General features: G+C 61.7%; 12 protein-coding genes. 7 read left to right on the forward strand and 5 right to left on the reverse strand.

The features are described from left to right. Positions 1 to 187: 187 nt before the first annotated feature. From PYH37_RS13830 to PYH37_RS13850, 5 genes are all read right to left on the reverse strand, one after another. The gene (locus PYH37_RS13830) at positions 188 to 1,357 is read right to left on the reverse strand and encodes a M20 aminoacylase family protein (protein ID WP_280735504.1); all 1,170 of its coding nucleotides are present in this window, start codon (positions 1,355 to 1,357) and stop codon (positions 188 to 190) included. 1 nt (position 1,358) lies between these two features. Next, positions 1,359 to 2,183 (reverse strand): ABC transporter permease, encoded by an 825-nt coding sequence (locus PYH37_RS13835; protein ID WP_280735505.1) that lies wholly within the window; start codon positions 2,181 to 2,183, stop codon positions 1,359 to 1,361. After that, positions 2,180 to 2,905 (reverse strand): ABC transporter permease, encoded by a 726-nt coding sequence (locus tag PYH37_RS13840; protein WP_280735506.1) that lies wholly within the window; start codon positions 2,903 to 2,905, stop codon positions 2,180 to 2,182. The genes PYH37_RS13835 and PYH37_RS13840 overlap by 4 nt, the downstream gene beginning before the upstream one ends. Before the next feature lie 109 nt (positions 2,906 to 3,014). After that, complete coding sequence (locus PYH37_RS13845) at positions 3,015 to 3,797, reverse strand: transporter substrate-binding domain-containing protein (RefSeq protein WP_280735507.1); 783 nt, start codon at positions 3,795 to 3,797, stop codon at positions 3,015 to 3,017. A gap of 36 nt (positions 3,798 to 3,833) precedes the next feature. Next, positions 3,834 to 4,607 carry an ABC transporter ATP-binding protein gene (locus tag PYH37_RS13850; RefSeq protein WP_280735508.1) on the reverse strand — a complete coding sequence of 258 codons (774 nt, stop codon included), beginning with the start codon at positions 4,605 to 4,607 and terminating at the stop codon, positions 3,834 to 3,836. Between the two features lie 278 nt (positions 4,608 to 4,885). On the opposite strand from PYH37_RS13850, the gene PYH37_RS13855 reads away from it, so the two are divergent. The 7 genes from PYH37_RS13855 to PYH37_RS13885 all read left to right on the forward strand — a co-directional run bounded on the left by PYH37_RS13855 (position 4,886) and on the right by PYH37_RS13885 (position 13,256). Further along, positions 4,886 to 5,500: a TetR family transcriptional regulator C-terminal domain-containing protein gene (locus PYH37_RS13855; protein WP_280735509.1), complete on the forward strand. Its 615-nt coding sequence runs from the start codon at positions 4,886 to 4,888 to the stop codon at positions 5,498 to 5,500. 111 nt (positions 5,501 to 5,611) lie between these two features. Continuing rightward, on the forward strand, positions 5,612 to 6,802 hold the full coding sequence (locus tag PYH37_RS13860; protein WP_280735510.1) for a pyridoxal phosphate-dependent aminotransferase: 1,191 nt from the start codon (positions 5,612 to 5,614) through the stop codon (positions 6,800 to 6,802). Next, positions 6,799 to 8,412, forward strand: a complete 1,614-nt coding sequence (locus PYH37_RS13865) for a 5-guanidino-2-oxopentanoate decarboxylase (RefSeq protein WP_280735511.1) — start codon at positions 6,799 to 6,801, stop codon at positions 8,410 to 8,412. Before PYH37_RS13860 ends, PYH37_RS13865 begins: the two co-directional genes overlap by 4 nt. 264 nt (positions 8,413 to 8,676) lie before the next feature. Then, positions 8,677 to 9,090, forward strand: a complete 414-nt coding sequence (locus PYH37_RS13870; RefSeq protein WP_280735512.1) for a hypothetical protein — start codon at positions 8,677 to 8,679, stop codon at positions 9,088 to 9,090. A gap of 105 nt (positions 9,091 to 9,195) precedes the next feature. Further along, the gene (secD, locus tag PYH37_RS13875) at positions 9,196 to 11,727 is read left to right on the forward strand and encodes a protein translocase subunit SecD (protein WP_280735513.1); all 2,532 of its coding nucleotides are present in this window, start codon (positions 9,196 to 9,198) and stop codon (positions 11,725 to 11,727) included. A 548-nt stretch (positions 11,728 to 12,275) separates the two neighbouring features. Continuing rightward, a complete protein-coding gene (locus PYH37_RS13880) occupies positions 12,276 to 12,482 on the forward strand; it encodes a hypothetical protein (protein WP_280735514.1) in 207 nt (68 codons plus the stop codon). 318 nt (positions 12,483 to 12,800) lie between these two features. Next, positions 12,801 to 13,256: an RrF2 family transcriptional regulator gene (locus tag PYH37_RS13885; RefSeq protein ID WP_280735515.1), complete on the forward strand. Its 456-nt coding sequence runs from the start codon at positions 12,801 to 12,803 to the stop codon at positions 13,254 to 13,256. The last annotated feature ends 168 nt before the right edge of the window (positions 13,257 to 13,424 follow it).

Consider the following 13,424-nt stretch of genomic DNA (forward strand, 5'->3'; position numbering starts at 1 on the left):
AAGTCGGCGGAGCGGGCATCCCCGCCCGCCTTCATCGGACTTGGGCGAGCGCCGTTCGACCGTCGACGGTCATTTTCATCGTGTGATTGAATCTGATGCAAAATCGCGAAAGGTCAATGACGGCCGAATCGCCACGTTGTCACACTGCGGCAATGTTTCGCTGCGGCATTTGCGACCACGAGAGCGCTCAGGTCCAGGCGAGATAAGCCTCGGCAAGTTCCGTCCAGAAAGCTGCCCCGATCGGCAGCAGATCGTCGTTGAAGTTGTAGCCGGGATGGTGGAGCGGCTTCTCTTCACCCGTCATCCTCGATCCCAGGAAGAAGTACGTACCCGGCCTATCCTGGAGCATATAGGCGAAATCCTCGCTGCCCATGAACGGGCGCGCAAGATCGACCACCTTGTCCGCACCGGCAAAGCGGATGGCGATCTCGCGGACGAAATCCGTCTCCGGCTTGTGATTGATCGTCGCATCGTAGCTGCGCTGGTAGTCGACTGTGGCGCGCATGCCGAAGCTCGCGGCTTGCGCCTCTGCGATCATTCGAATACGGCGTTCGAGCTCGTCGCGGACCGCCGGGTCGAACGAGCGGATGCCGACGACGATTTCGGCTCGTTCGGGAATGATGTTGCTCGCCGAGCCCGCATGGAAGGCGCCGACGGTGACGACCGACGGGTCCATCGGATGGATGTTGCGCGATACGATCGATTGTAGCGCCATGACGATGCTCGCGCCGCAGACGATCGGGTCGGCCGTCTCCTGCGGCTCGGCGCCATGCCCGCCGCGGCCGTGAACGGTAATCCGCGCCTCGTCGACTGCGGCCATGATCGGTCCCTCGCGCAGCGCGAACTGACCGAAGGGCAGGTTCGGTTCATTGTGGAGCGCGAAGACGGCATCGCAGGGGAATCGATCGAACAGACCTTCATCGATCATGATCTTCGCGCCGCCGAAATTCTCCTCGGCCGGCTGGAAGATGAGGTGAATGGTGCCGTCGAAATTCTTTCGCTCGGCAAGCGCCCGGGCGGCACCGAGCAGCATCGCCGTGTGGCCGTCATGGCCGCAGGCATGCATCAGTCCTGGTGTTTTGCTGGCGTAGTCGAGGCCGGTTTCTTCATGAATCGGCAGCGCGTCGATGTCGGCACGGATGCCGATCGATCGGGAGCCGGTGCCGTTTCTAAGCGTGCCGATGACCCCGGTCTTCGCAAGTCCCGTCGTCACCTCGTAGCCAAGGGCCTCGAGATGGCGGGCGATGAAGGCAGAGGTCCGTTTCTCCTCGAGCCCTAGTTCCGGATGGGTGTGCAAGTCATGCCGGATCGCGACGAGTTCCGGCATGGCATTGTCGATGGCGGCGGCGAGCTTCATGTTAGGCACCACGTGTAGGTATGCGGTTTTCGAAGTAGCGGAATGCCACGACCAGAATGCCGGTGAGGCACATATAGATGGCCGCAAGCAGCAGCAGCGGTTCGTAGGTCAGGTATGTTTCCTGCCGCACCTTGGAGATCACCGCATAGACATCGATGACGGTGATGGTCGCGACGAGCGGCGTCGATTTGAGTTGCAGCACGGTCTCGCCGTTGAGCGTCGGCAGCGCCCGGTGGACGGCGCGCGGCAGCCAGATGCGCCGGAAGGCCGTCCAGCGCCCCATGCCATAGGCGCGCGCTGCCTCCAGCTCTCCTGCAGGCACGCCGGCGAAGGCGCCGCGCATCACTTCTCCCTCGTAGGCGGCAAATGAGATCGTCAGCGCCGCGACGCCATAGGGCCAGGCCTCGCGGAGATAGGGCCAGAGAAACGAGTGCCGGATCGCCGGAAATTGCGGGAAAAGCGAGCCGAGGCCGTAATAGAGGAGCCAGAGCTGCAGCAGCAGTGGAGTGCCCCGAATGACAGTGCAGAAGATGCGGGCAGGCGCTTTCAAAAACCAAGGTCCGGTCACCTGAGCGAGCCCGAGCGGAACGGCAAGCAGGAAGCCGATGATCGCGGTGCTGAAGAGCATTGCCAGGCTGACGAGAATGCCGGAGCCGAGTTTCGGCAGATAACGCGGCAACCAGTCCCAGCGCATGAAGACCGCAAGCGTAAGCACGAGGCTTGCGAAGATCAGCATCAGCACGATGCGATGCGGCTGGAAGAAGCCCTTGCCTTTGGGCAGATCCTCGGGTGTGAAAGCCAGCGCGTGCGTGGTTTCGTCGGTCATCTTTGCTCCGCGAAGCCACGACGCGCATGCCGCTCGATCATGCCGATGAAGACGTTGGAAACGAGCGTCAGCGCCAGATAGAGCGCGCCCGCCGCACAGAAAAACAGGAAATAGGCTTTGGTAGCGCCGGCGGCCTGTCGCGTCACGAGCGTCAGTTCGCTGAAGCCGACGACGGCGAGCAGCGCCGTGTCTTTCGTCGCGATCAGCCAGAGGTTGGCGAGGCCGGGAATGGCATAGGGCAGCATCGCCGGCAGCGTGATGCGTCGCAGGACTTTTACGGGAGACATGCCATAGGCTCTGGCGGCCTCAATCTGACCGGCCGGCACGGCCTTGATCGCGCCGCGCAACACCTCCGTCGAATAGGCACCCTGTACGACCCCGATAACGAAGATGCCCGCCACCAGACCGCTGATATCGATCGATCCGAAACCGACCGCGCCCAGGAGCTGGTTCAAAAGGTCGGTACCCGCATAGTAGAGAAGAAGGATAAGGACGAGCTCGGGCACGGCCCTCACGATCGTCGTGTAGCACTCCAGTAGATCGCGCAGCACCGGCCCACCGTAGAGCTTGCCGAAGGCGCCGCCGATGCCGAGCAGCAATCCGAGTGCGTAGCCGCCGATGGCAATCTGGATCGAATGGAGGAATCCCTGCAGCAGAACGCCGCCCCACCCGGGCGCCGAGAGCGAAAGCAGGCTCCAGTTGATGAATGTATCCGCTGCCATGGCGACTTCGTGCTCGTCAGTTGAGACGCGGGATTGCGGGCGCGAGCACCTCCGTCATCCCGCTCCAAGGCAGCGGCCGGCGGTTTCTGGGACCGCCGGCCGGCTTGCCTTATCCGCCGTAGATGTCGAAGTCGAAATACTTCTTCGAGAAGGCGTCGTAGGTGCCGTTCGCACGGATCGCCTTGATCGCAGCGTTGATCTTGTCCTTCAGCTCCGTCTCGCCCTTGCGCAGCCCGACGCCGACGCCCGGTCCGAGAACGGCGAGGTCCGGAGCCACGTCGCCCTTATAATCGCAGCATTCTTTGCCCTGATCGCTCTGCAGGAAAGCGTCAAGCGCGATCGCGTCTGCCTGCACGGCATCCAGACGTCCGGCGGCGAGATCCTGGTTGGCCTCGTCCTGCGTCTGATATTCCTTCACCTCCGCACCGGCGGGGGCGAAGTGCTTCGTCGCATAGGCTTGGTGCACGGTCGCGACCTGCACGCCGAGCGCCTTGCCGGCGAGTCCCTCCGGCGTCGGCTTGATGTCGACGCCCTTGGTGCCGATAACGCCGGTCGGCGTGTTGTAGTACTTGTCGGAGAAGTCGATGGTCTTCAGGCGCTCCTCGGTGATCGACATCGAGCCGATGATCATGTCGATCTTCTTTGCGGTCAGCGCCGGGATGATGCCGTCCCAGGCGACGGGCGTGATCACGCAGTCGAGCTTGGCCTCGGCACAAATCGCCTTCGTGAACTCGATTTCCCAGCCTTGCCAGTTGCCGCTGGCGTCGGGCGAGGTGAAAGGCGGATAGGGTTCCGCGGCAATGCCGACCTTGACCGTTTCAGCCGAGGCTGCCGCAGCGCCGGTGATCGAGAGGGCGGCGGCAATCGCCAGGAATTTCAATGCCTTCTTCATGCTGTTCCCTTTTTTGGTTGTTGAGCATTGCGGAATTCAGTGAATCGAACTGATGAATTTTTTCAGCCTTTCGGATTTTGGTGCGCCGAAAATGGCATCCGGCCGCCCCTGTTCCTCGATGACGCCGTTGTGCAGGAAGACGATGTGGTTGGCGACGTCGCGGGCGAACTTCATCTCATGGGTGACGAGGATCATCGTCCGCTTCTCGCGTGCGAGATCGCCGATCACCGAAAGCACCTCGCCGACGAGTTCCGGGTCGAGCGCGGAGGTCGGTTCGTCGAAGAGCATCACGAGAGGCTGGATCGCGAGTGCGCGGGCGATCGCGGCGCGCTGCTGTTGGCCGCCGGAAAGAAAGGCCGGATAGGCGTCGCGCTTCTCGTAGAGGCCGACCCGGCGCAGCAGCGCTTCGCCCGTCTCGACCGCTTCGGCTTTGGCTTTGCCGAGCACGTGCACCGGCGCCTCGATGACGTTTTCAAGGATCGTCATGTGCTGCCATAGATTGAAGCTCTGGAAGACCATGCCGAGTTGGGTGCGGATGCGCTGGACCTGCTTGCGATCGGCCGGCATCAATCCGCCGTGACCGTCGGATTTCATCCGGATCTCTTCGCCGTGCACGCTGACCCGGCCGGCCGAGGGCAGTTCCAGCATGTTGATACAGCGCAGCAACGTCGATTTGCCGGAACCGCTGCCGCCGATGATCGCGATGACGTCGCCCTGACGGGCCGTCAGCGACACACCTTTCAGCACTTCCAATGGCCCGAAACGCTTGTAGAGGTCAGTGACCTCTATTGCCTGGGCCGCATCCGTCATCGACGCGCGACTCCCATGGCTCTGAGAGCTTTTGCTGAAAGCATGAAAACAGTTCCCCTGGTCATTCTTTCGTGCAGCATCTTCGGCTTGTCACGCTGTTTCATTGATAGCATCGTTGCACTTGTGCCGCTATTATTCAAGCGTATAATAACGTCGCCGCTGATTTTCTGGCGCGGCCCTCGCATGAAAGATCATCTCCCGCAGGAGCATCGCATGAGCCTATTCGGTTCGCAGGAAACGACGGTCTGGCCGAACGCCTCTGCGCTGCCGAGGCGGCCGTGAACCGCCGCAGCTTTCATCGCGCCCCCGAGGGAGAACGCCGGCAGGAGCTGATCGAGGCGACGCTCGATTGCATATCGGAGTTCGGCCTGAAAGGCGCAACCGTCCGACAGATCGCGATTCGCGCCGGCGTTACGGCGGGGCTCGTGCGCCACTATTTCGAATCGAAGGATCAGATGGTCGCGGAGGCCTACCGCGCCGTCATCACGTCTCTTACGGAAAAGGCGAAGAATGTCGAAGGCGATCCCACGACCCGCCTTCGGGATTTCATCGCCATCAATCTGACCGAACCGGTCGCCGACAGCCGCAGCATCTCGCTCTGGGCAGCCTTCATCAGCCAGGTGCGCGTCGACCCGGTGCTCGCCGAGATTCACCGCGAAGGCTATCTCGCCTTTCGCAACGCCTTGCAGGATCTGCTGAGCGAATTCCTTGCGGCCAAGGGCAAGCCGGCCAGTACGGAGGAATGCCGCCGCTACGCGATCGCGATCAACGGTTTGGTGGATGGGCTATGGGTCGAAGGCTGCCTCGCCGGCGATCTTTTTCGTGAGGGAGAACTTGTCAGCATCGCTATGGATTCGGTCGAGGCTCTGCTCGGCCTGCCGCTCGACAATTAACGCACGCGGTGCGCGGTTTGCCGCGCCGTCACGTGCCAAGCCATTAGAATCTAAGAACGTCTGTGATTTTGGATTACCAAAAATCACCTAAGGAAAACGGGAGTAAACAGCATGCGTTACGCGTCGATCACTTCGCGTCTTGCCGACCTCGGCTCCGGCAAATGGTCGCTGCACATCCGTGCACGTCAGTTGAAGGCAAGCGGCGCGGACGTCATCGAGCTGACGATCGGCGAACCGGACTTACCGCCTGACCAAGTCCTGCTCGACGAATGCCAACGAGCCATGAACGCGGGACGTTACCGCTACTCGAACGGCCGCGGCGAGCCGGCCGTGGTGGCGGCGCTGGCGGAAAAATACCGCCGCCGGCGCGCCGATGTGACCGCCGAAAATATTCTGTGCTTCCCGGGCACGCAGACGGCGCTCTTCGCCGTCATGCTGGGACTCGCCGAGGCCGGCGATGGCGTGCTCGTCGGCGATCCGCTCTACGCTACCTATGAAGGCGTCATCCGCTCCACCGGTGCCCATCCGGTGCTTGTTCCGTTGAAGCCTGAATTCGGCTTTCACATGCGGACCGAGGACCTGAAAGAAGCGATTACGCCGGAATGCCGCGTGTTGCTCTTGAACACGCCGCACAACCCGACCGGCGCCGTACTGACAGCAGCGGAAATTGCGGCGATCGGCGAGGTAGCGCGCCGCCACAACCTTTGGATCGTTTGCGACGAGGTCTATGAAGAACTGGTCTTCGGCGCCGTCTTTGCGTCGCCCTTCGACAATCCGGATCTCGCCGAGCGCACCGTGGTCGTATCGTCCATTTCGAAGTCGCATGCCGCTCCGGGTTTCCGCAGCGGCTGGGCGGCCGGGCCCGTCGAGTTTACCAATCGGCTCCTGCCGATTTCCGAAACCATGCTCTTCGGAGTGCAGCCGTTCATCGCCGACATGACGGCTTATGCGCTGACGCATCGGATCGATACGGCAAGGCAGATGCGCGAGGCCTATAGGAGGCGTGCCGGAAGGATCGTCCATGGTCTTGCCCAGGCGCCCGGCGTCTTTGTGCTGCCGCCGGAGGCGGGCATGTTCACGTTGATCGACGTCTCCGGCACGGGCCTATCCGGCGAAGCCTTTGCCTGGGCGCTTCTCGAAGAGGAGAAGGTCGCGGTAATGCCGGGTTCCTCCTTCGGCAACGAAGCGCAGAACCTCCTGCGCGTGAGCCTTACGGTTCCGGATCCCGATATTGACGAGGCGTGCCGCCGCATTACGTCTCTAGCCGAACGATGCACCAGCCGCACGGAGCGCTGCGCATGACTTCCGAGATGAAGACGGTAGGCGAGGTTCTCGTCGATCTGCTCGAGGCGAACGGCGTCGAGGTCGTGTTCGGCATTCCCGGCGTGCATACGGTCGAGCTTTATCGCGGCCTTGCGGCGTCGAAGATCCGTCACGTCACACCGCGCCACGAGCAAGGCGCCGGCTTCATGGCCGACGGCTATGCGCGCGTCAGCGGCAAGCCCGGCGTGGCGCTGGTCATCACCGGCCCGGGCCTGACCAACACGATCACGGCGATGGCGCAGGCCCGGCAGGATTCCATTCCGATGCTGGTGATCTCCGGCGTCAACCGGCGTGACTCCCTCGGGCACGGCCGCGGATTGCTGCATGAGCTGCCCGATCAGCACGGCATGATGAAGACGCTGGCCCTCTATTCGCACACGCTGCTCAATCCGACCGATTTGCCGCTCGTCATCGAGCGCGCCTTTGGGGTGTTGCTCTCCGGCCGGCCGGGGCCAGTCCACATCGAGATTCCGACGGACGTGATGGCCGTTCGGATAGAGAGCCGGGAAATAAGACCGGCAGCGGCAACCCGGCCGCGCTCCGACAGCGAGACGCTCCAACAGGCGGCGATCCTCTGCGCGGAAGCTTCAAGACCGGTCATTCTTTGCGGCGGCGGCGCCCTGACGGCGGAAGAGGAGGTGCGCCAGCTTGCCGAACAGATCGGCGCGCCGGTCGTTACCACGGTCAATTCCCGCGGCATGCTCGCCGGCCACCCCTTGAGAGTTCCGGCGAGCCCGAGCCTCAGGGCAGTCCGCGCTCTGCTGCGCGACGCGGACCTCGTGCTGGCGCTCGGCACCGAGATGGGCCAGACCGATTACGATCTTTATGCCGATGGCGGCTTTCCGGTGCTACGCAATCTGATCCGCACCGATATCGATGCGGCGCAGCTTGCCCGTGGCCCGCAGGCGGCGCTCCCTATTCTCTCCGGCGCAAGGACGGCGACGGCGGGCATGCTGGCCTTCCTGCCGGGGCACACGGCAGCCAAGGACGCAGCGTCGCGTGCGGATACGACCCGCAAGGCGGCGCTGAAGGAGTTGACAGCCAAGATGCGCGCCGAAGTCGGCATCATCGACATGATCTACAAGGCGCTTCCGGACTGCACCATCGTCGGCGATTCGACGCAGGCCGTCTACGCAGGCAATCTCTATTGCGATGCGCCGCGGCAACGTAGCTGGTTCAATTCGGCGACGGGTTACGGCTCCTTGGGCTACGCCCCGCCTGCTGCGGTCGGCGCGGCCGTTGCCGATCGGACCCGGCCTGTCTTATGCCTCGTCGGCGACGGCGGCTTCCAGTTCTCGCTCGCCGAGATAGGCTCCGCGGCCGATGCCAGAGCCCGGGTGATCTTCCTCGTCTGGAACAATGACGGCTATCAGGAGATCGAGTCCTACATGGTCGACTCCGGAATAACGCCCGAGGGCGTCAAGCCTTCGGCGCCCGACTTCCTGATGACCGCCAAGGCTTACGGTGTGCCGGCGGAGCGGCTGGCAAATATCCAGGATCTGGCTCGCGCGCTTGCGGATGCCGCCGCTCGGCCGGGACCGTCGCTGATCGAAATCCATCAGGCAAAAACCGTCGGCGCTTCCGCCTGACCCCGCGACAAGCCGAGCCGGATTTGACTTTTCCGGTTCGGAGTGGTGTTAAGGGCACCGCACGCTCGAATCCGGCCATGTTCTTTCTGTATGATCAGGTCGATTGGGCTGAATTTCGTCTCGTTGGCGCTCTGCGCCTACTGCACGTGTCCGTAAATCCGAGCCGATTTAAGGACAAAAACATGCAGGAATTTTAAAGTGCTAAGGCGACTTTGTGCGTCTGAAAGGACGCACGGCGCTGTAGAGAAAGGGACCGCGTCCTCAATGGACCTCTTGGGTGGTGGCAGCAAGAGCATGCAGGCCGGCCGGCTCTTCGCCGTGCTGTGGCTGTTCTGCGCCTCCTTCGCCATGCAGTTCATTGCGGTCGGCCAGAGCGTTTCAAGCCGCGTTGGAGCAGGAGCGCAGACTGGCAATGTCACTGAGCCGGATACCGGCTCATCCGACCGTCCTGTCGCCCGCCAGGTTTCGAGAGCCGTCGCCTTGCCCGACTTCCGCTTTGTCAGCGAGCGCGCGGACGGAAAATCGATGGCCGGCGGTGACCCTTCGCCGGTTCCCGTCGTCGAACTCCTCACGCTGCTAACGTACGAAGACGCTCGGCCATCATCCCGTCCGCGGGCCGAAGCTGCAAACCAGGCGCCGCTTCGCAGCGAGCGCATTCGCGGCCCGCCGCTGGCGTAGAGCAGCTATTGAGTTTCGGGTGGAGCGTTTTTTTGTCCGCCTGCATTTTAAAACCTAGGCCGGGCGCCGCCAAAAGGCGCGCTCAGGCGTTTATGGAACTTCCACATGCGTACATCCAGATGGGCGGTTCTCGCCTATGTCGCGATCATTATCTTCGGATGCCTCGCGGCACTGCCGAGCGTTCTGACGCCGGCAATGAGGGAGCAATTCGCTTCCGTTCTGCCGTTCAAACCGGTCACGCTCGGCCTCGATCTCAAGGGCGGCTCGCATCTCGTGCTCGAGGTCGACGGCGCCGGCCTTCAGAAGGCAAGACTCAATACGCTTCTCGACGACACGCGCCGGGTTCTTCGCGGCGAGCGTGTTTCGGCCTCGTCGGCGCGCATCAGCGGCAATACCGTGACAGTGAACGTTCCAGATGCTGCCGATCGCGAGAAGGTGCTGCCCAAGCTCCAGGAACTGGCCGCCCCCGTCGGCACGGTCGGCTTTGGCGGCTCCGCTCCCGAAGTTGAGGTGACGACAAACGGCGATGTCGTTACGCTGGCGATGACGGAAGCGGGCCTTGCCGACCGCATGACCAAGGCGGTCGAGCAGAGCCTGGAGATCATTCGCAACCGTGTCGACGAGGTCGGCGTTGCCGAACCGTTGATCCAACGCATCGGCTCGAACCGTATCCTCGTCCAGCTTCCGGGTCTTCAGGACCCGACACGCCTTCGTGAACTGCTCGGCTCCACCGCGCAGATGAGCTTTCACATGCTCGATCAGACGGTCGATATCACGCAGCCTCCTCCACGCGGCGTCGACATCCTTCCCGGCGCCAATGACGGCAACAAATACCCGGTCGAAAGCCGGATCGCGATCTCGGGCGAGCGGCTGGATGATGCCAAGGTTGGCTTCGACCAGACGAACCAGCCGGTCGTGGATTTCTCCTTCGATTCGCTCGGCGCGCGCCAGTTCGCTGAAATCACTCGCGAAAACGTCGGCCGCCCCTTCGCCATCGTCCTTGACGGCAAAGTGCTGACGGCACCTGTCATCAACGAGCCCATCCTGGGCGGCCGTGGCCAGATCAGCGGCAACTTTACGGTCGACGAGGCAACGGTTCTTTCCGCGCTGCTGCGCTCCGGTGCGCTGCCGGCACCGCTCACCATCATCGAGGAGCGTTCGGTCGGGCCGAACCTCGGCAGCGATTCGATCCGCATGGGCCTCTACACCGGCCTTGCCGGCTTCGGCCTCGTCGTCGGGCTCATGATCGTTCTCTACGGCGCCTGGGGCCTGATCGCCAATGTCGGGCTGCTGCTTCACACGATCATGACCATCGGCGTGCTCGGGATGATCGGCTCGACGCTGACCTTGCCCGGCATTGCCGGTATCATTCTCGGCATCGGCATGGCGGTCGACGCCAATATCCTTATCAACGCGCGCATCCGAGAAGAAACCGAGGGGGGCGCCGGCGCAATGAAGGCGCTGGATGTCGGCTTCAACAAGGCCTACGCCACGATCATCGACTCCAACGTCACCACCCTTGCCGGCACGGTGCTGCTGTTCTGGTTCGGCAGCGGTCCGGTCAAGGGCTTCGCGGTAACGATGATGCTCGGCATCATCATCTCGATGTTCACGTCGGTGACTGTCGTCCGTCTGCTGATGCGCGAAGTCGTCGTTCGCCGCAAGATGAAGAAACTGGAGATCCCTTCGCTCTTCGGTCGTGTGCCGCATCTGCCGACCTTCTCCTTCATGAAGCGTCGCTTCCAGGCAATCGGCATGTCTGCCTTCCTGTCGATAAGCTCGGTCGTCCTGTTCTTCACGCCGGGGCTGAACTACGGCATCGATTTCGTCGGCGGCATTCAGGTCGAAGCGGCGTCCAAGCAAAAGATCGAGCTGCCGACGCTCCGCCACGAACTCGAGGGGCTCAATCTCGGCGAGGTGGCGCTGCAGGATTTCGGTGGCGGTCAGTCGGTGCTGATCCGCGTGCAGCGCCAGCCGGGCGGTGAACAGGAACAGACCGTGGCGTTGAACCGGATCAAGGATGCCGTGACGACCGCGATTCCGGGAGCGTCGCTGGAGCGCACCGAGGTTGTCGGTCCGACGATCAGCAGCGAGCTGGCACGCTCAGGCTTCCTGGCTGTCGGGCTCGCGATGGTGGCGATCCTGCTCTACATCTGGTTCCGCTTCGAATGGCATTTCGCCGTCGGCGCAATCGCCGTGCTGCTGCTCGATATCACCAAGACGATCGGCTTCTTCGCTTTGACCGGGATCGACTTCAACCTGACGGCCATCGCGGCCTTGCTGACGATGATCGGCTATTCGGTCAATGACAAGGTGGTCGTCTACGACCGCATGCGCGAAAACCTGCGCAAGTACAAGTCGATGCCCTTCTCCGATCTCATCGACATGAGCATCAACCAGGTGATCGCGCGATGCATCTTCACCTCGATGGCAACCGCTCTTTCGCTCGTGCCCATGGCGATCTGGGGCGGCGATGCCGTGCGCAGCTTCGCGTGGCCGATGATCTTCGGCGTCATCGTCGCCACCACCTCTTCGATCTATATCGGCGGGCCGATTCTCTTGTTCCTGAGCCGCTGGTGGAAGGATCGCGAAGCCAGCCGTTCCAGTGCGACTCAGGCGGGAACACCGACCGCCTGATCGATTCTCGCAAACTTGGAATGGGACAAGGCTACAAAAAATCGCTTCGTTCCTTCCGGAAGAACCAGGGGCAGTCCGCGGAGGGCTGCCCCTTTTTCGTCGGAAAGTGCTGTCTTTATAAGAGCCGTCCCTTGCAGGTCGATTCGCTGCCACCTAGATAGCGAATGGCTCCTGTCGGGGCAGGCAAACGGAATTGTTGCCAAGATGGTTCGAAGGGCGCAGCGAGGAGAATTATTTTTCGTCTCTGCGCATTTTGAATTGACTAAATTGGTAGACTATTCTAGTTTGCAAATCATGAAACGGAGGAATCCGTTTCGCATTGTTCATGAAACCGCCGCGGCGCGATGCGCCGGGTACAGCCAAAGGAGAGTGACATGTCAGGAATCGTCTCGACCGCCGCTTTCTACGGCTCGCGTCCCTATTGTCGTGCAACAGTGAAACGTCTCATTCGCGCACTTTGCCGAATGTGACCGTTCGAACTTCCCGAATTCACCTTTTGCCGAGAATCGAATGATCCGCGCCTCAGGGTGTGGAGGAGCGTTATTTACATGAGCAAGCAAGTTATCGAATATGGCGGCGAAGCCGTCGGTGTCGTCGTCCCTGATGAAGACCGGCTGAAGTTTCTGGCGGTGAAGTATCACGTCTGGGATCTGGACGCGCAGCGTTTCCGTTCGGCCGACGAAGCGCGTGCGGCGATACGGCATCTGCTCGCCGGCCAGGCCGCGCAAAATCGCCAGGCTGGCGCTGCGGCGTGACCTACTATGTTTCCCTAAGTCGGAGATGCCGCAAGTCAAAGTGCGACAGCGATCATTGTGCGTCTGAAAAGACGCACGACGCTGTAGCCTTCGCCACAGTGCCCTCACTGCATGACTTCCTGGGACGACTCTGAACACGCGACTCAAATCGTGCTCGCTATGCGATCCTGCGTCTGGGAGACGTACGACGGCGTGATTCAACCTTCGCTTAGTTGTCGACCATAATTGTGTATTGGCCGTGCATTTCTTGTGCTATTCGAGGTCAGTTTCGTGTGTTGGGAGGTTCCCGGCCGTTCGGGAACGAGGGAAGTTGTCGGAATGCTGACGAAAAAAGGAAAGTACGGGCTGAAGGCCCTCGTCGATCTGGCGCGCCTCCAGCAAGGCGAAACCGCCTTCATCAATGAGATTGCATTGCGCAACAACATTCCGAAAAAATTTCTCGATACGATTCTGCTCGAATTGCGCAACGCCGGCATACTGCGCTCGAAGAAAGGCCCGGGTGGCGGCTATTCATTGTCGCGTCCCGCTTCCGAAATATATATCGGCCACGTTATCCGAACGCTTGACGGCCCTCTTGCACCAATCCGCTGCGCCAGCCGCACCGCCTACGAAGTCTGCGAAGATTGCAGCGATCCGGAGACCTGTCGGGTCCGCATCTCGATGACAACCGTCCGCAACGCGATGGCATCGATACTCGATTCGATGACACTCGCTCAGTTTGCCGCCGACGGCGCGCCGCCTCTCGAAGCTGTTGTGGAAAAACGGGCAGGGTAATCCGGCAGCGCCGCGCGTCTCAAATCGATTCGATGTAGAAATTGTTCAGTAGCCATTCGAAAATGTGACTGGTTGGAGCAAAAGCGGTTCTGCCAGGCTTGGTTTACCAAGAAAAAGGGCTTAACTGGCTCCCATACTTTCGCCAGTCGGCTGAGAAGCCGACCCATG

This window comes from Sinorhizobium numidicum (genome assembly GCF_029892045.1).
Classification (GTDB): Bacteria; Pseudomonadota; Alphaproteobacteria; order Rhizobiales; family Rhizobiaceae; genus Sinorhizobium; species Sinorhizobium numidicum.